The sequence below is a fragment of the Nocardia nova genome (genome assembly GCF_002933465.1).
In the GTDB taxonomy this organism is placed as follows: domain Bacteria; phylum Actinomycetota; class Actinomycetes; order Mycobacteriales; family Mycobacteriaceae; genus Nocardia; species Nocardia nova_B.
The window spans coordinates 1-18,655 of record NZ_PSZE01000015.1 but is presented as its reverse complement, the minus strand read 5'-3'; the positions used below and the strand labels follow the sequence as shown (position 1 = coordinate 18,655).

At 60.6% G+C, this 18,655-nt stretch carries 14 protein-coding genes and 2 pseudogenes; 12 read left to right on the top strand and 4 right to left on the bottom strand.

Features of this window, described 5'->3' with window-relative positions; translation table 11 throughout:
• Nucleotides 1-46: 46 nt before the first annotated feature.
• Together C5E41_RS18675 and C5E41_RS18670 are read right to left on the bottom strand one after the other, a co-directional pair.
• The gene (locus tag C5E41_RS18675; protein WP_104377092.1) at nt 47-1,207 is read right to left on the bottom strand and encodes an acyl-CoA dehydrogenase family protein; all 1,161 of its coding nucleotides are present in this window, start codon (nt 1,205-1,207) and stop codon (nt 47-49) included.
• 52 nt (nt 1,208-1,259) lie between these two features.
• Nucleotides 1,260-2,183 (bottom strand): SDR family oxidoreductase, encoded by a 924-nt coding sequence (locus C5E41_RS18670; protein ID WP_258081063.1) that lies wholly within the window; start codon nt 2,181-2,183, stop codon nt 1,260-1,262.
• A gap of 388 nt (nt 2,184-2,571) precedes the next feature.
• Between C5E41_RS18670 and C5E41_RS18665 the strand changes: the two are divergent.
• Nucleotides 2,572-3,048: pseudogene (locus C5E41_RS18665) on the top strand (IS1380 family transposase); the annotation flags it as partial.
• Nucleotides 3,049-3,287: 239 nt separating this feature from the next.
• Here the strand turns inward: C5E41_RS18665 and C5E41_RS18660 are convergent.
• Nucleotides 3,288-4,031: an IclR family transcriptional regulator gene (locus C5E41_RS18660; protein WP_104377091.1), complete on the bottom strand. Its 744-nt coding sequence runs from the start codon at nt 4,029-4,031 to the stop codon at nt 3,288-3,290.
• 195 nt (nt 4,032-4,226) lie between these two features.
• On the opposite strand from C5E41_RS18660, the gene C5E41_RS18655 reads away from it, so the two are divergent.
• The 11 genes from C5E41_RS18655 (at nt 4,227) to C5E41_RS18605 (ending at nt 17,502) form a co-directional block, all read left to right on the top strand.
• Nucleotides 4,227-5,579 (top strand): MFS transporter, encoded by a 1,353-nt coding sequence (locus C5E41_RS18655; protein WP_104377090.1) that lies wholly within the window; start codon nt 4,227-4,229, stop codon nt 5,577-5,579.
• The gene (locus C5E41_RS18650; protein WP_258081062.1) at nt 5,576-6,406 is read left to right on the top strand and encodes an SDR family NAD(P)-dependent oxidoreductase; all 831 of its coding nucleotides are present in this window, start codon (nt 5,576-5,578) and stop codon (nt 6,404-6,406) included. Before C5E41_RS18655 ends, C5E41_RS18650 begins: the two co-directional genes overlap by 4 nt.
• A gap of 9 nt (nt 6,407-6,415) precedes the next feature.
• A complete protein-coding gene (locus C5E41_RS18645) occupies nt 6,416-7,204 on the top strand; it encodes an SDR family NAD(P)-dependent oxidoreductase (RefSeq protein ID WP_104377089.1) in 789 nt (262 codons plus the stop codon).
• The gene (locus C5E41_RS18640) at nt 7,197-8,696 is read left to right on the top strand and encodes an FAD-dependent oxidoreductase (RefSeq protein WP_104377088.1); all 1,500 of its coding nucleotides are present in this window, start codon (nt 7,197-7,199) and stop codon (nt 8,694-8,696) included. The genes C5E41_RS18645 and C5E41_RS18640 overlap by 8 nt, the downstream gene beginning before the upstream one ends.
• 97 nt (nt 8,697-8,793) lie before the next feature.
• Nucleotides 8,794-10,053, top strand: a complete 1,260-nt coding sequence (locus C5E41_RS18635; RefSeq protein ID WP_104377087.1) for a homogentisate 1,2-dioxygenase — start codon at nt 8,794-8,796, stop codon at nt 10,051-10,053.
• Nucleotides 9,947-10,408, top strand: a complete 462-nt coding sequence (locus C5E41_RS35980; RefSeq protein ID WP_104377086.1) for an NIPSNAP family protein — start codon at nt 9,947-9,949, stop codon at nt 10,406-10,408. Before C5E41_RS18635 ends, C5E41_RS35980 begins: the two co-directional genes overlap by 107 nt.
• A 131-nt stretch (nt 10,409-10,539) precedes the next feature.
• The gene (locus tag C5E41_RS18625; RefSeq protein ID WP_258081061.1) at nt 10,540-12,504 is read left to right on the top strand and encodes an aconitate hydratase; all 1,965 of its coding nucleotides are present in this window, start codon (nt 10,540-10,542) and stop codon (nt 12,502-12,504) included.
• A gap of 63 nt (nt 12,505-12,567) precedes the next feature.
• Complete coding sequence (locus C5E41_RS18620) at nt 12,568-13,761, top strand: CaiB/BaiF CoA transferase family protein (protein WP_104377085.1); 1,194 nt, start codon at nt 12,568-12,570, stop codon at nt 13,759-13,761.
• On the top strand, nt 13,758-14,708 hold the full coding sequence (locus C5E41_RS18615) for a hydroxymethylglutaryl-CoA lyase (RefSeq protein ID WP_104377084.1): 951 nt from the start codon (nt 13,758-13,760) through the stop codon (nt 14,706-14,708). The genes C5E41_RS18620 and C5E41_RS18615 overlap by 4 nt, the downstream gene beginning before the upstream one ends.
• 506 nt (nt 14,709-15,214) lie before the next feature.
• Entirely contained in the window at nt 15,215-16,411 is a 1,197-nt protein-coding gene (locus C5E41_RS18610; protein ID WP_104377083.1) for an alpha/beta hydrolase family protein, read from the top strand.
• Between the two features lie 395 nt (nt 16,412-16,806).
• Entirely contained in the window at nt 16,807-17,502 is a 696-nt protein-coding gene (locus tag C5E41_RS18605; protein ID WP_104377202.1) for a hypothetical protein, read from the top strand.
• A gap of 923 nt (nt 17,503-18,425) precedes the next feature.
• On the opposite strand, the pseudogene C5E41_RS18600 reads toward C5E41_RS18605, so the two are convergent.
• Nucleotides 18,426-18,655 (bottom strand): annotated as a pseudogene (locus tag C5E41_RS18600) (acetyl-CoA C-acyltransferase); the annotation flags it as partial.

The window sequence follows — 18,655 nt, the reverse complement described above, 5'->3', positions numbered from 1 at the left end:
AAACCCTGGCAGTTGATCCAATATTGTGGCTGCCCGATAAGAGCGATCAGGCTCCGTGCTGCGGCCAGATTCCGCGAGCGATAATCTCCTTCATAACCTCAGAGGTTCCACCCGCAATGCGCTCAACCCGAGCGTCTACGAATGCCCGGGCGATCGGATACTCGCGCATGTAGCCCCAGCCTCCGTGAAGTTGAAGGCACATATCGACAGTGCGTCCTTCCATTTCGGTGGTCCAGACCTTCGCCATGGCCGCTGTCGTCTCGTCCAGGCGGTCGTCGAGGTACAGGAAGAGGAGTCGATCGACGAGCGCGCGTCCGGCTTCAAGGTCTGCTCGGATCGACGCCATCGAGAATCGGGTGTTCTGCATTTCACTGAGCGACTTGCCGAAAACCTCGCGCTCGCGCACGTAAACCGCGGTGTCGTGAAATGCCGCTTCCGCGCGCGCCTGCGCGCCGACCGCAATGATCAGTCGCTCCTTCGCCAATCCGGATCGAAGGTAGGTCAGTCCGGCTCCCTCGTCCCCTATGAGGTTGCCTCGGGGCACCCAAACATCGTCGAAGAACAGCTCAGAAGTGTCCTGGGCATGTAGACCGATCTTGTCCAGTGCGCGTCCTCGAGTGAACCCGGGCATGTCGGCTTCCACGACGAAGAGAGACAGTCGGTTGCTATCGCCGGTCTTGGCGGCAACGATGATCACATCTGCCAGTTGGCCATTCGAAATGAATACCTTCTGCCCGGAAAGGACATAGCCATCATCCTTGGGCTCGGCAGTGGTACGGATTCCTCGCAGATCGCTACCGGCGGAAGGCTCGGACATGGCGACAGCACCGATGGACTGGCCATTGACCATGCCGGGAAGCCACCGCTGCTTCTGCTCGTCGGTTCCGAAGTTGGCGAGGTAAGGCGCGACCATTTCCGAGTGTGTGACGAATCCGGGGCCCGTCGCGTACGAGGACGTCTGCTCCTCTTGGACGATTACCGAGTACCGTATGTCGGCCCCCAGTCCGCCGTATTGCTCGGGCACCGACGGGCACAACAGACCTAACGCTCCAGCCTCAGACCAGATCGATCGAGGAACCTGGCCAGCAGATTCCCACTGTGCGTGGTGGGGCACGACCTTCTCTGCCAGAAAGCGTCGTACCTGTTCTCTAGCGGCTGCATGCTCGTCGGTGAACAGCCCCGGACTCCGCAGAGTCACAGATGACATGATTGATCTCCGATTTGCTGTCGATTGCGTATACGGGTCGCAGTCATCCACATCACGACCTCAGTTGAGCGGCAAACAGACTCGGAGGCAGACCATCCGCGATAGGCCTAAAGTTCTTCTCGACTGCCTGGGACAAATCGGTGATCTTCCATCGCTCATCGCTTTCGAGAACACTGATTTCCTCCGGATTGGGGTAGATGCCGACGCGATTGCCCTGTGCCGACAGCACGCGCCCAGTGAGCCATGTGGATCGGTCGCTGGCCAAGTACAGCGCTAGTGGGGCGATGTCCTCCGGTGTTTCCTTCGAGGGATCGAACTCACTGGAGTCCATCTGCTTGGCATCCGGAACGGTGGCGGTCAGTCGAGTGGCCGCACCTGGAGCGATGGCATTCGCGGTGACGCCGTAACGTGACAGGCCCTGCGCGAGCGAGTATGTCAGTCCGACAACTCCCATCTTCGCGGCAGCGTAGTTGGCCTGGCCGGGGGATCCCTGTAATCCCGAGACGGAAGTGAAGTTGATAATTCGGAAGTTGCCTTCCGCATTCTTCTGTTGCCTGAAGTACGCCGACGCCGGCCGAATCGTACTGAAGTGTCCTTTGAGATGGACCCGAATGACGGCATCCCAATCGGCTTCGGACATGTTGAAAATCATTCGGTCCCGGAGGATCCCGGCCGCGTTGACCACGATATCTAGGCGGCCGAATTTCTCGACAGCAAGGTCCACCAGGCGCTGCCCGGTCGCGACATCGGCGATATCTCCTCCGTCGGATATGGCCTGTCCGCCTGCGGCATTGATCTGCGCAACAAGGTCTTGCGCGGGCCCTTCGTCGTCGCCTACGCCATCCGGAGCTGTGCCGAGATCATTGACCACCAGGGAAGCGCCCTCTTGTGCAAAAAGATGAGAAATGGCTGCCCCGATGCCTCGCCCGCCACCGGTGACGATTGCGACCTTGCCTTCAAGTGTTCCCACGTTCATTTCACCAATTTCTATGCGATTTGGTTTCAGTGATTTGCCTCATGAGCACCTGGCTCATCTGAGGACGGTTGTTGTGTAGTCGTCCGTGGTGCCGGGGGGTGAAGGTCGGAAACCGCGGGCCGCTATGGATGTTGGCGTTGCAAGTTCCATTGGTTGCCATCGCATCGATGGATGGGAGATCCGTCAAGCAGCCGAAAGAACGTCAATTCGCTCGCAAAAGTCGAGCAACAGCAATATGACGAGCTGCAACCGTTATGTGAACTAGGAGGTTCGGTTATCGAACACCTATGTCGGACTATACGGTCAAACAAGGATCGAGGCAAGAGTCGGTCGAAAGATTTCCGCCTGCTCGATCTGTCGGTGGCGCGGACTGTCGACGAGCCGGAAAGCGATGCCGTCCGTGCCCGAGCATGGACGCGCCCGATTGATCGTGCGCCGCGTCGAAGACGCTGCCCGCCAGGACGAGTTGTTTCCGGTCTGGCGGTATCACCCCTTCTTCACCGACTTCACCGAGCCGGCAGCCGATGCCGATATCACTCATCGTCGCCATGCGGTCATCGAGACGGTCTTCGCCGACCTGATCGACGGACCGCTGGCCCACATGCCTTCCGGGCGCTTCGCAGCGAATTCGGCCTGGGTGTTGTGTGCGGCGATCGCTCACAACCTGCTGCGCGCCGCGGGCGCACTCGCCGGCCCCATCCTGACCCGTGCCCGCGGCGCCGCTCTGCGCCGCAAGCTAGTCATCGTCGCCGCTCGCCTGGCTCGCCCTGAGCGAAAACCCGTGCTGCACTTACCCGCCCGTTGGCCCTGGGCCCACCCGTGGCGACAACTCCGGCACGCCACCATCTGTGCGCCCTCGACTGCTGAACAGCCGGTAACCGACCCCGCAACCAGGAACAACAGTGGAAGAGCTGGGCAGACCAGGGCTATCCGGTGCTCGAAATCCGCTGGTCTACGTGCCTTCGGTACGCAGACCAGCCCCGAAACCGGATCGGTGGATCGATGCTAATACCGTTGTCCGGCAAAACTTTTCGGTCAACGCCGGCCTAGCGTCGCAGCGTGGAGACGGGAGGTCCTTGGCGTCGCCGAAACCCGGGATCAGTATTAGTGAGTTGGGTGAGACAATGTCGAGCCTGCCGCAACTGCGACTTTGCTCGCTGCCACTCGTAGGCGATCAGCCCACCCAGTCAGCAGGTGCGCGCGACTGACAGGAACTGCAATCGACAGGCTCGCGGTGGCGGGCCGGGAGTCGCCCAGGATGGGAGCTGCGATACCCGCAACCCCTTCAAGCAACTTGTCATGGGACATGGCGTAGCCTTGCGCTCGGACGTCATCGAGCTGCTGCGCGAGATGGGCTGGGGCGTCAGCCGCAGCCATCGCCGCGGCGATTACTTCGGGAGTCTCGAAGGCTAGAATGGCCTGTCCGGCCGCTCCGACATGCATCGGCACACTGTGGCCCAGTTCGAAGCGAATTCGCAGCACGTGAGATTCCGCGTGAACCTGCTCGACTGCAGTCACCACCGGGCCGGAGGGAGACTCCTCGGCCAAGAAGAGCAGCACTGTTTCGCCGCATTCGGCGGCGAGCTCGTCCATGACGGGCCGGGCCGCTGCCCGAATGTCGGGTTCAACGGATTGGGCGAGTTCGAGGATGGCCGCCCCGAGCACGAAGACCGACTCGCCGCTGAGTCGACGTACGAATCCTCGCGCCTCGAGTGTTGCGAGGCTCCGATGTACGGCCGTGCGATTCAGTTCGAGCGTCCGAGCGAGGTCGGACGGGGTCTGCTTCGGGGTGCGCGCAAGCTGCAACAACACCTGAAGAGCCTGGTCTGCCGTGCTTGAAATTTCCATATAAACCCCGCACTTGACAGTTGGAGCCCCCTCTCGGGCCGAGACTCCAAACTATCGCACCGCACGGTGAGTACGAGCCGCTGGCGACGCTCGGCTCTTGCAATGTGGTCGCGCCCACACTATAGTTGCGTTCGATATCCGAACGTAAGAGTTCGAATCTGTGCGTTCGGTTGCTAGACGAGGAGGTCTAACAACATGACCGGAACACTGACCGAGGGTGAAGGCGGGGGAGGTTCAACCGAACCCGCCCTTCGCTCTGGTGGCACGGGACCGATAAGTCAGCGACCTGCGCGAGTGATCAGGGCTGCGATTCTGGGAACAGCCGTCGAGTACTACGACTTCGGCATCTACGGTTACATGGCAACGATCATGGCGGCCAATTTCTTCAGAGAGGGCAACCAAACAGCGGCATTGCTTGCCACTTTCGCCACCTTTGCGGTGGCATTCCTGGTGCGCATTCCAGGGGGGATCTTCTTCGGGCACGTCGGCGACAAGTTCGGGCGAAAACGCGCTCTGACATGGACGATTCTCCTGATGAGCGGCGCGACCGCTGCCATCGCAATCCTTCCTACATACGCGACGCTGGGGATATGGTCAGCCGTCCTGCTCATCGCGATTCGGTGCGTGCAGGGCTTCGCAGCCGGCGGTGAGATAGCAGGAGCCAACACGTTCGTGGCCGAGAATGCTCCCGCAAGGTGGCGTGCATTCCAGACTTCGTTTGTGAATTCCGGGACCTATTTCGGATCGCTGCTCGCATCGACCCTGGCGCTGATCCTTGCAACCACAGTGTCCGAAGACACGCTCAATTCGTGGGCGTGGAGAATTCCATTCTTGCTCAGCATTCCGATAGGCGTCATCGGTTTCTGGATTCGCAGCACTCTCGACGACACCTCGCAGTTCGACGCGTTGATGAAAGCGGAAACCGTCCACGTCGAAAAAGTTCCGATCGAAGAGCTTTTCCGGAGTAACCGTCGTGAGATTCTCATCATCATCGGGCTCGGCGGCGCGGTTACAGGCGGGTACTACGTGTCATCCGTCTTTGCGGCATCCTATCTGCAGACTGCGGGCGGCCACTCAGCGAAATTCGCATTCCTGTCGACATCCATTGCGCTGGTGGCGGGCGCGATAACGCTGCCGATCTCCGGTTACCTCGGCGATGTGGTCGGCCGCAAGTTGGTGCTTCTCATCGGATCGACTTCGAGTGTTGTTCTCGCATTCCCACTGTTCTTACTGATCGCGCACGGCAGTCCGATTTTCGCAATCTTCGGCCATGTTGTTCTGGTCGTATTGGTTTCGCTGGTCAACGGGTGCTCGCTGGTTACATACGTCGAAATGTTGCGAGCACGTGTTCGCTATAGCGGAATCGCGTTCTGCAATAATGTCAGCAACACACTGCTCGGCGGAACCGCACCCTTTATCGCCACGCTACTGATCAGCTGGACGGGCAGCAAAGCCGCTCCTGCTGGCTATTTTATGTTCTGCGTTGCGCTGACGGCCGTGGCAGCGTTGTTCGTTCGTGAGACCCGAGGAATGGAGCTTCAACTATGAGTCAACCGATGTGGCGCGAGTATTTTAGCGACCGTGTGGTCCTTTTGACCGGCGCCGGAAGTGGAATGGGCCGTGTGGAGGCACTCGCCTTGGCCGACGCGGGCGCAATCGTGTGGGTCACCGACAGAGACGAAGAAGGCGCTGCCTCGGTCGCAGCCGAAATCGTCGCCAAGGGCGGTGACGCTCGCGCTGCGATGCTCGATGTCACGGACGCTGACAACTGGTTGGAAGTCGAGGCACGCGTAGCGGAGGCGCACGCCGGACTCGACGGTCTTGTGAACAATGCCGGTGTGAGTTTTCGGGCGGGCATCATCGACACTGCCCTGGCCGATTGGGAGCGGGTGATGTCCATCAACTCGACAGGACCGTTCCTCGGAATGAAGACGTGCGCGAACCTTCTGTCGGCCCGTCCCGGTTCGTCTGTGGTCAATGTGTCATCGGCCGCTGGCATGGTGGGGTACTTTGCGGCCGCCTACGGCGCGAGCAAATGGGCTCTGCGAGGCTTGACGAAGACGGCCGCTCTCGAGTTTGCGGGCCAGGGCATCCGGGTGAATTCGGTTCATCCTGGTCTAGTGGATACCCCGTTGCTGCATTCATCCCCGAATAGCTCCTCGTTCGTGGACAGCAGCCTGCAGGCCGTTCCCGCAGGCAGAACGGCCACGCCTGATGAAATTGCATCTGTGGTGCTCTTTCTTCTTTCCCCCATGTCGGCGTATATGACTGGATCCGAGGTCGTTGTCGACGGCGGCCTTGTTGCCGGTGGGATTTACCAGCAGATCCTGCGTCGGCAGCGAGAACTCAATAATGACCAGATAACCCAAGTATAAGGGAGAGTAATGAGTTCGGATAGTTCGGTGTACGGGGCGGAGTTCATCGGGAAGGTCGCAGTCGTGACCGGTGCCGCCAGAGGAATGGGTGCTGCTCACGCCCGGGGCCTTGCCGCTATGGGGACCGATGTCATGGCAGCGGATCTCGATGAAAACCAGGTGTGCACGATGGCCGAGGACCACAATGCCCGGCGCGGCGCAGGAGCGGGCCGGATCTTCGCAATGAAGGCGGATGTCCGCCTGCGGAGCGACCACGACCGGATCCTGGAGAAAGCGGTCGACGAATTCGGGCGACTCGACTTCTGGATCAACAACGCAGGTGTGTTCCTCGAAGCGCCGGTAGCCGATATGGATTCCGGTCTGCTGCACACAACCTTTGCAGTCAACGTTGACGGCGTGATCTTCGGTGCCCAGGCAGCTGCTCGCCACATGAAGGACAACGGCGGGGGAGTGATTGTGAATGTGGGTTCGGTTTCGGGGAGCCGAGTTCGGATGAATCGAGTTGCGTATTGCTCGTCCAAGGCAGCAGTCGCGCATGCAACGCGCTGCATGGCAGTCGAACTCGGCCCCTGGAACATACGAGTCAATTCGGTCGCGCCCGGGTTTATCGACACCGTACTGACCAATTGGGTCAAGTCGGATCCGCAACTGTTCGAGGAGACCATGGGCTCGATACCTCTGCGACGAATGGGGACACCTGAAGAGGTCTTCAAGGTCATCGCGTTCCTGCTGTCGTCGCAAGCGTCCTATGTGACAGGCTCCGAGATCGCCGTCGACGGAGGATCCATTCATGTCTGATGGGACCGCTGCTCGCCGGAGCGCCACGAGCGCCGTGGCTGATCACCGTGATTCCGAAAGCTACGACCTGATCGTCGTGGGCGCAGGCGGCGCCGGGCTGTCGGCCGCGGTGTCTGCGGCGGAACAGGGGCTTCGAGTGATCGTGTTCGAGGCAGAAGACATCATCGGTGGGTCCACCCAGTTGTCGGCTGGAATGCTCACCGCGGCCGGGACGTCCATGCAGCGAGCTATCGGTATCGACGACACGGTCGATCGTATGTTTCAGCACTACATGGACTTGAACCAATGGCGTGTCCTACCGGGGCCCACTCGGGCCTTCTGCGAGGCTGCGGCACCGACTGTCGAGTGGCTTACCAGCCTCGGTCTCGAGATCCCTGGAAAGAAGTCTCTCAACGCTCACCAGCCCGGTGTCACCCGCGCCGGCGTCGAAGACACCGATCGCGGCCATGTTCCCCGCGATCAGGGTTATGGGCTGATCCAGGTTCTCGATGCGGCGCGGCGCAAGTTGGGTGTTGAACTCGTATTGCGATCAAGGGTTGAGGATCTGTTGTTCACCCCGGATGGCGCGATCCGGGGTGTGTTGGTCGACGAAGTGGAGGCGATTGCACCGAATGTCGTTGTCGCGACGGGCGGTCTGACTCAGAATCCGGCTCTGCGCGAACGGTTCCTGCCCGATACCGCGTTGGCCGGCGACGCGCTGTTCGTCGTCTCAGCGCCGGGTGCTCGAGGCGATCACATCGGCTTCTCCGAGCGACATCACTTGGCCTTGTACGGCCAAGGATGGGGGCTGCAACTGGTGACCGCGGAATTCCAGACCGCGCACCACTGGCAGAGCGGATTTCCGCCGCCTGCCAGGGTTCATGTCGACAACCGTGGCCTTCGATGCATGGATGAAGATGCGCCGTATGCCGTTGGTAGCGGGATCGTCAAGGATTGCGGTGGCTCGGTCTGGGCCGTGTTCGACGAAGCCGCCCGAACTGCACTGCCGACCGGCTATAAGGATTGGACAGCCGATCGAGTGCTCCAGGAAGTCGAGAAGGGCGTTGTTCGAGCGGCCGGCACGATAGCGGACCTCGCTTGTGCGATCGACGTCGATTCCGGTGCACTGGTCGCGAGCATTGACGAGTACAACGAGTACGCGCGCACAAACATCGACCCGCAGTTCCTGCGCCATCTCACTCGCAACGCCAAAGGCGAAACGGGGCCCCTCGCGTCAATCGGAGAGGCTCCCTACTACGCGGTGAAGATGGTGCCCGCGGAGCTTGCCTGCAGTCACACGGGCCTCCGGATCGATGCCCGAGCCAGGGTGCTGTCGACGACGGGTGGCCAGGTCGCGGGACTCTACGCTGCCGGAGAGGCAGCCGGTGGAGTCCTCGGTGAACGCTATGTCGGCGGTGGCAACTCCGTGGCGCACGCGATCGTTTTCGGTCGATTGGCAGGCCTGGACGCCGCACAACGGGTCGCCAACTCTGCCGCCCAGGCACCGCGGTGACAGCCTTGGCTCCGCTGTGCCCCGCGCACCGTTGCGAAGAACCTGACGTGCCGCGCCGGTCTTCGATCACACGACTATCTCAACGACAAGGGACAGCATGACCTACTACCGCAAGGTCGGCGATGTGCCGGCCAAACGCCACACACTTCACCATGGCGTCGACGGCGACCCGCTGTTCGAAGAGTTCATCGGAGAGGAAGGATTCTCCGGAACGGGATCCCTTCTATATCACCGATTCGTGCCATCCGCCATCGTGGATGCCTACTCGTGGGATGTGGGAGACACCAGCTTGACGGCAAACACGCCTCTCCGTCCTCGACATTTCCGACCGGATCCTGACGATGCTCACACCGTTGGTAAGGATCTCGTTCGAGGTCGACATCTGCTCCTCGGGAACAACGATGTGCTCATCAGTCGAGTGGTCGCCGACGTCCCATCTCCATTGTACTGCAACGGAATCGGCGATGAGCTGGTTTTCGTCGCCGAGGGCTCGGCCAGACTCGAAAGCGTCTTCGGCGCTCTCGATATTCGGCAGGGTGACAATGTCGTTGTCCCTCGCGCGACCATCCATCGGTGGATTCCAACAGAAGGTCGCCTGCACGCCATCGTCGTGGAAGGCAGCGGCCATGTACAGCCGGCGAGGCGATACCGCAGCGATCTCGGTCAATTCCTCGAGGGCGCGCCTATGACGGAACGGGACCTGCGCGTCCCCGACGGGCCGTTGCTCGTGTCGGATGAACTGCAACGCGAATTCACGGAGGTGTATGTCAAACACCGCGACCGCGACGGTGTTGCGGGCACCGTGATGGTTCGTGATCATCATCCGTTCGACGTCGTCGGTTGGGACGGTGCCTTATATCCCTACGCATTCAACTATCGAGACTTCTCGCCGGTCGTCGGCCAAGTGCTTCAGCCGCCGCCCAGCTATCAGGTATTTCAAGGCAATGGTTTCGTGGTCTGCAACTTCGTGCCCCGTCCGACGGAATTCCATCCTCAGGCGATCAAGGTGCCCTACTACCACTCCAACGTCGACTCCGACGAAGTGATGTTCTACTTCGCTGGGGAGACAACCGCTCGCACGGGGTCGGGGATCGTTGCCGGATCGGTCAGCCTCCATCCCGCCGGCTACCCTCACGGTCCTGTTCGTCATGCGTACCTCGATTCGGTCGGAAAGTCGGAAGTGACAGAGGTTGCATTTATGGTCGACACCTTCCAGCCGCTCGCACTCGGCAAGGCCGCTGTCGATAACGATGACGAATCCTATCCGTGGACCTGGGCTACGACGCCTGCACGCGAATCCGCACGCCGCGACCAGCGTTCGACGGCCGGCACCGTATCCGGCAGTCGCCGCGATTGATAGGGACAGGACAATGTCTGACAGAAGACAGTACGAAATCAGAAGGTATCGGGCTACTCCCGGACAGATGGGCGCCCTTCTGCAGCGATTCCGTACCCACACCGCGGCAATTCTCGATCGGCACATGATCCGAAGTGTCGGATACTGGGTCGAACACGACGACCCCGACGTGCTTGTCTACCTCGTCGTCCACGACGGGGACCCCGCTACCAACTGGTCAGGGTTCTACGCAGACCGCGACTGGATCAGGGCCAAAGAGGAATCAGAGAAGGCCGCGGGCTGTGCGCTGACTACAGAAGTTCGGACCACGATGCTCTCACCCGTCACTGGCCTGCCTCCGTTCGACAGCGTGTAACCCGAAAGAGTCCATTCAGGAAACGTTGATCGCCCGTCGCCGTCTCGATGTACCTCGATGTTTGGCTCCGAAGATGGCCGCCAGATACCTCGCCCGCCAACGTGAAGAGCGCGAAGTCATTACCCGGAGGAATGATGAAACAAAACTTGACACACAAAATCCTTCGCCGACACCTGATCTCGGGCGAGCTGGTTCACGGAACGGATATCACCGTCGCGCCTGACCAGATCCTCATCGAGGATGCGACGGGGACGATGACGGCAATGCAGTTCGAAGAGTTGGGGATCGATTCCATTCGAGTACCCCTGGCTGTGATGTATGTCGATCACAACGTATTGCAGATAGATGACAAGAACATGCAAGATCACCGCTATCTACGCACCTTTTGTGAGCGGTACGGTCTGCGTTATTCACCCGCCGGACACGGGATTTCGCACTACATCCATCTCGAGCACTTCGCCCGACCCGGAGGGCTGCTGCTCGGGGCAGACTCGCACACCTCGAGCGCCGGCGCGCTCGGCATGTTCGCCACCGGTGCTGGTGGCCTCGAAGTCGCTGTTGCGATGGGAGGGTTCGGATTTGATTTCCCTTGTCCACGAGTGATCGGCGTCGAGCTTGTCGGCGATCTGCAGGATGCCGTTGAGCCCAAGGACGTGGTCCTCGAGTTGCTTCGACGCTACGGTGTTCGAGGTGGGCGCGGGTCGGTGTTCGAATTCTTCGGACCTGCTGTGGAGAATCTGAGCATCGCAGGCAGAGCCACGATCGCCAACATGATCATCGAGACTGGGGCGACCACCGCGGTCTTTCCCTCCGACTGTCAAACTCGACAGTGGCTTGTCCAGCAAGGACGGGCAGACGACTTCACAGCCTTGTCCGCAGATGATGGTGCCGCCTATGACGAGCACGTCCGCCTCGACTTGTCGACGCTCGTGCCGCTGGTCGCGGTGCCGCACTCCCCTGGGAACGTCCTGCCCGTGGCAGAACTGCCCGAGACGGCCGTCGCTCAGGTCTGCGTCGGCTCATCCGTCAACAGCTCGTATGAGGATCTCGCCACAGTCGCCGCTGTATTGCGCGGACACACGGTCCACCCAGCGGTTCAACTGACTGTCACGCCCGGATCGCGGCAAATCCTGCGGACTATCATTGAATCAGGTGTCTACGAGGACCTGATGAATGCCGGGGCGCGAATCCTCGAACCCGTATGTGGTCCTTGCGTTGGTATCGGTCAGGCTCCACTGCAAGGCGCTGCGTCACTGCGGACATTTAACCGCAATTTTCCGGGGCGTAGTGGCACCGCCGAGGACCAGGTGTACCTGTGTAGCCCGTCGACGGCGGCGGCCAGCGCGCTCACTGGCCGGATCACCGATCCCTCAGGGCGCTCTTCTATCGAATTGCGCATTGCCTCGCAACCGGACACCGTGCTGCACCAGAGCCTGATCACCGTACCTCTTCCGGAGGGAACGCGGTCATCTGTGGTCGTGGAGCGTGGCCCCAATCTGGTCTCGCCGTCGCTGCCTGAGCCCGTACCCGACACTCTGCAGGCTCGGGTGCTGATCGTCGTGGGCGACGACATTTCCACGGGAGACATGGCACCCGACGGTGCCATCGCCATGTCGGTTTGGTCGAACATCGCCCTGTGCGCGCGATTCATGTTCAACCGTCTCGATCCGGACTTTCACGATCGAGCCACGAAGTGGGGCGGCGGCATCATCGTTGGCGGTGACAACTACGGTCAGGGCTCGTCGCGTGAGCACGCCGCACTCGCCCCTGCATATCTCGGCGTGCGAGTCATCGCCGCCAAGAGCTACGCAAGAATCCACCGTCGCAACCTCATCGCCGCCGGCATCGCGCCGCTGGTCCTTCCCCCAGACACTCGCCACACCGACGTCGGCGAGTCTTGGAAAATCACCGGGCTACGCCGAGCCTTGCTGACCGGCGCAGAGACGATCCAAGTCGAGACACCCGACCACGACGATCCCATCACGTTGGGCATCGACCTCAGCGATGGCGAGCGCACTGTCCTGGCCAGCGGAGGCCTGCTCGCCCACATCCGAAAAGGCGGACGTGCGCCCGTACTCACTTCGGCATCTGTTTAGCGACAACTCAGCACTCTCGTCACCCAAATCCTCTGGAGCGGGTCTCTTCGATAGGACACAACGATGACAGCATCTCTTCCCCTCGAAGGAGTTCGAGTTCTCGAACTCGGGAACTACATCGCAGCCCCAACAGCCGGGCGTTTGCTGGCTGACTTCGGCGCAGAGGTGATCAAGGTCGAGCGTCCCGAGACGGGCGACGAACTACGCAATTGGCGACTGTACGCAGGCACGACATCGATGCTGTTCCGCACCATCAACCGGAACAAGAAGTCGATCGTCTTGGACCTGAAAACCGAGGAAGCCCGGCGTGACGTTGTCCGGCTGGCCGCTCAGTGCGACATCGTCCTCGAGAACTTTCGGCCGGGCACGCTCGAGAAGTGGGGGATCGGCCCAGAAGTGCTCAATGCCGCGAACCCGTCGTTGATCATCACTCGAATCTCCGCATTCGGCCAGACGGGCCCACTGTCCTCGCGGCCGGGGTTCGCGGCAGTCGCGGAAGCTTTCGGTGGTCTTCGCGAACTGGTCGGAGACCCGGATCGTCCCCCTGTCCGTGTGGGGGTGTCCATCGGCGACTCGATCGCTGGGATCTATGCAGCCTACGGAGCGGTCATGTCCTTGTTCCAACGTGAGCGGCGCCGCGGCGAACCACTGCCGCTGCACCAGCGCATCCTCGACGTCGCGTTGAACGAGTCGATCTTGTCTGTCATGGAATCTCTCGTTCCCGACTACCTGGCGTACGGAATCGAACGGACCCGCGTGGGAGGCAGAATGGAGGGAATCGCACCCTCGAACGCCTACATCTGCAGCGACGACAAATCCGTGGTGATCGCTGGAAACAGCGACGCGATCTTTCAACGCTACATGCGAGCCATCGAACGCCCGGACCTCGCTGAAGATCCGGACCTGAAGAACAACGACGGGCGATGGCGCCGCCGCGACGAACTCGACGTTGCGATCGGCACCTGGACCGCGCGCCACAGTCGCGACGAGGTCCTCAAAGTCCTCGAAGCCGCCGACGTCCCATCCGGCCCCATCCTTACTGCCGCCGACATCGCCGAACATGAGCAGTACGCCGCACGAGGCATGATTCAGTACTTTCCAGTCGACACCGGCACTTCGGAACCGCAGCGAGTCGGCTTTCCAGGCGTTGTCCCAGTAATCGGCGAAAAGTCGGTACCGATCCGCAACATCGGCCCCGACCTCGGTGAGCACACCGACGAAATCCGCGCACGATACCTGAACGGACCCCAGTCATGACTCAATTCCATTATCCCGGAGCGATTCTGCGCGATGTAACGCTGCGTGACGGCCTTCAGCTGACAGGGAAAACTCTCACCACAGAACGCAAACTACAAATCATCCGGTTCCTTCTCGATCTCGGAGTACCCGAGCTTGAGATTGGGTCACTCGCTCGGCCGGACCTGGTCCCTCCGATGGCCAACACGCTGGACGTAATCGGTGAACTCACCCCTGAGGAACTCGAACGCTGTTGGGTGTGGGTGGCAACTCCGCGCCATGTCGACAAGGCAGCTGCCGCCGGAGCTCGAAACTTCCAATACTGTCTATCCGTCTCCGACGCACACAACCAGGCCAACATCGGTCGCAGCACCGAGGACAGCTTGGCCGCGATGCCACGAGCCATCGACGTCGCCCGCGACATCGACGGCAGGATCCAACTGTGCCTTGCCACCGCCTTCACCTGCCCGTTCAACGGACCAATACCTGAGCGGAGCGTCTTACAGATTGTCACCGATCCGCGGACAGCCGGGGCGGACGACATCGTCGTGTGTGACACTCTCGGGCAGGCCGTGCCCGCTCAAGTTCGCTCGCTGGTGCAGCAGGTCAAAAGTGCGATGCCACACCGCCGCACCGTATTCCACGGACACGACACATGGGGACTGGGAGTCGCCAATTCGCTGGCCGCCATCGACGCCGGCGCCGAGGTGGTCGACGGAGCTCTCGGCGGACTCGGAGGTTGCCCATTTGCGCCAGGAGCCTCCGGAAACTCAGCTACCGAAGATCTCCTGTTCGCCACACGCCCGGAGTACCTCGACCCCACGTCCTTCGCCCGGCTCGTCATACAATCCGAATCGCTCCTCGCCGAACTCGACGAACCATCACGTTCCAAAGCAATTCAGGGTGCGCGTTCACGCGCACGCGCCTTCGACTGGGTGATTGCAAACTCGGTGACACCCAGCGCGTGAATTACTGCTCGCGCGTAGAACGCTGATCGCAGCCACACCGCTGCGACTTTCATCGCTGCGATGCCCAGGTGATTTAGTACGGTGCGTGCCCAATGTGGTTCGTCCGCAGCTCGTCTCGACTCGAGATTCACGTCGAGCCGTGGCGCGACGATGCCGATCGGCGAGGTCGAGGGTGGACCGGACGGGCCCACGTGCCCGCCATCGCTGACCGAGATGACAGGCTGCTGACGAAGAATCGGATCGTCGACATCCCAATAAGTTTCGCTGAGCTAATCGGGAATCCGGTTACGTCGGCCCCGCGGGCATGCCTCGGAAGCGCCCGATTCCAATCGTCGTCATAACTCGAGACGTATCCAGCTGCGCACTCGCCCACTCTCGACGAAATCCGTCGAACAGCCCACCGAATTGAGTGAGTTTTCAACACGCGGCGACGCTGATCAGGTACAGTCGAACTATATAGTTCATATAACGAACGCAAGGGGGGTCTGCGGAAGGAGACGCAAAGAATGACAAAAGCTGTTCACAACGGTCTGCTGGGAAACGATCCGTTCCGGAGAGTTCCAGTCACGCTGCGTTTGCAGGAAGACAGCAACGCGCCGCGCGAAACATACGGGTTCGCCTCTCTGTCTGGGGTGAACCTGGAAGGGCAACTGCTGCTACCAGGCAAAGCGTCCAACACGCTGTACGTCTTCATGCATCCGACATCGACACTGCACCTGATGCCACTGCCGGATGAACTCGCCCGTCGAGGCCACCATGTCCTCTGCGCAGCCAGCAGATACCCCAAGAACGATGCGTCCCTAATCGTGGAAAAGGTGCTGCTTGATCTCGGTGCGTGGATCCAGTGGGGCCGCCAGGACGCCGGCTACGATCGAGTGATCCTGGTCGGGTGGTCCGGCGGAGGTTCGCTCGCGCTCCTCTATCAGGCCGAAGCTGAGCAACCGACGATTTCCGCGACACCCGCTGGTGATCCGGTTGATGTCATTGGGGCCAACCTCTCCCCAGCTGACGGGTTGGTGTTCATTGCCGCTCATCTATCGCGCGCCGAAACGCTGACGGAGTGGATGGATCCCTCAGTTCTGGATGAACGCGATCCGGGGGCGCGAGACCCGCAGCTTGACATCTACGCTGCAGAGCCGATGAACGCGCCTCCATACAGTGCGGAGTTCATCGAGAGATTCAGATCAGCTCAGATCGCGCGTAACCGACGAATTACAGCATGGGTTCAGGCGGAGCTCGAACGATTGCGTGCTGCCGGAGGTCCTGAAGTCGAGCGCCCTTTCCTGGTGCATCGCACGATGTGCGATGTGCGGTGGCTCGACCCGTCCATTGATCCGAATGACCGTCGTCCGAACTGGTGCTATCTCGGCGACCCGAGGGTAGTGAATGTCGGCCCTGTAGGTCTTGCCCGCTACACCACCTTGAGGTCGTGGCTCAGTCAGTGGGGGATCGACACGTCCGTGGCGGCATCACAGCGCAACGCAGCACGAATCCGACGAACGCCCATCTTGCAGATCGAGAATTCAGCCGATGACGCGGTGCCAGCAGATCACAATGCCAAAGTCCGGGCGGCGCTTTCGACGCCCGATAGGGAGTACTTGCTCGTCAAGCAGGCCACGCACTATTACCGCGGCCAGCCCGAACAGCTCGACGAATGCGTCACTGCGGTGGAGAGCTGGGCGGCCGCCAGAAATCTGCTCTGACCGCCAAGTTATGGGTGTCGGTCGAATGTATCAAACCCCATCCTGGCACTAAATGAATGATGTGGAAGCGTATTTGATATCGCGGGGCTGGAGCATCGCCCAGTAGCGGGCTGTTGGAGGCCGTGGAATCTGCCGCACCTTCATCGCGGTTTTCGCTCCATCGATGGGTGCGACACTTCTCGGAAGTGTGTAATCGACGTTGCGACATCCGATTGACGACCGGCCATGTTCCGCTTAGCGGTTTGAATACTTAGGTACCCTTCTGAAATTTTACGGCCGTGCATCGTCAAACGGCGGTGACACTGCCGCCTCCCGGTATCGCATCGCGACAAAAGTCTCCCCACAGACTGTGGGTATGTCGGCCGGATCGGCCGTTACGAGAAAAAGGAAATATGATGAGGAAAATTGTTGCTGCCTCGGCATTGGCCGTCGCGGCCGTGAGTGTCACCAGCAGTGTGGCCAGCGCGGAGTCCGCGACACCGGGCGTCATAAACTATACGACGTCCACGAGTCCTACGTCCACTATCATATCGACCGATTCCGGGTCTATGGATGTGGAAAATGGGGTCTTCAAGATCAAGGCGGCGGATGGGTCTGTCGTAGCCGGTTCGGAATTGTCTTTCCGGGTGGATGATTTCGTGTTTCCGATCGAGGCCGGAATAACCGGACGCACGGCAACGCTGACCCCGCTGTTCGATATCAAACACGCCGTGTACCGGCCGGTGGCGTTGCCATTCGAGGATCAGGCGCCGTTCAAGACACCCTATGATCGCGAGCAGGCAGCGTGGAATCGGATGGTGACGACCATAACAACAGGTGCGACAGTCGGAACGCTGGTCGGTGGTCTGGCAGGCGGTGCTGTTGGGTGCGTACTGGGTGGAATCGCTGGTGCGACTGTGGCAGCCGCCACGATTGTCGGTCTGTTCGGTCCGTTTGTTCCGGCTGCAGCAGTCGGTTGTATGGGCGGCATCATCGCTGTCGGCGCATTGGGCACACTGGCCGGCCAACTTCTGGTTACCGCTCCGGTTGTGATTCTTGCAGCTGCTCAATACTTCACAACAATCAACCAGCCATTCGTGGGGAATAAGTAGTCTTCGCGCCTCCGGGGTTCAGCAATCGCTACTGCAATGGAAACTGGAGTAAGTCGACGGTGAAACGCATGTTGGTACCCCGGTGGAGGCATTGGCCCCGCTAAAGGTGCGCAGCCGCACCGATCGAGCTCGCATCACTTGGTATCGACCTCAAGTGATGCGAGTTTTCACATCTATCTCATTCGCAAGTTCGGTGTCTGGACTGCAAATCAAACGATCGGCTCGGGTCTGGTTATCGATCAGGCGCACCGGGGGGTTTCAGGGAGGAGCTGACCCCTGCGGTTTCAGCTTTCCGAGCTGCCCGGCACCAGAATTAAGATGGCTACAGCAGGGGCAGCAGTTTCACCGTGCGGTCCCACGTCCAGCGCAAGTGGCATTTCGCAACAGGCGAGTTGCTTTTGCTGTCGAGCATAAACAACAGGAGCGAGGAGCGAGCTGATCGACTGTACGCCGCGGACGGTGGGTAACCAAGTCGGGCCGACACGCGTTAATGAGTAAATTGGAATGATCGTAACTCTTCCGCTGCCGGGGCGACGGCGCCTGTCAGAGGAGAGGGGGACTGCTCTCGGTTATCCACTACCAGACCAGCAGACCGCAAACCATCCAGGCCGACAAGGGTTGGGGCCACCGGGGCGGCTTACACGTGCCTTTGTGCCTGTCCCGTCCTTGCGTTGAAGGTGGTCATTGCCGTGACCAACCATTCCGAATGGGATTGTGTCCGCTCGACTGCATCGCGAAATAGCTGTTCACAGGGTAAGGAAGGTAGAAGGCTCACGCCGCCTCCCAACGCTTAGGTTCCCACTCTGAACAGAATGGCCGCATCGTATGTGGCACAAAAGTCGAGAGCCATGCCGCCGAACCAGATGCGAAGTTGCACATTACCTTCGGCGGGACGCTCGAAGCCGAGTGCCTCAACCACTACCTCATCGGTCGACGCGGACGATGAGGGCGTCGCCCTGGCCGCCGCCACCGCACAGCGCCGCCGCACCCACACCGCCGCCGCGGCGCTTCAACTCCAGCGCCAGGTGCAACACGATCCGCGCGCCCGACATGCCCAGCGGGTGACCGATCGCGATCGCACCACCGTTGACGTTCACCTTGTCCGGATCGATCCCCAGCTTGCGGGTCGAGGCGATACCGACCGCCGCGAACG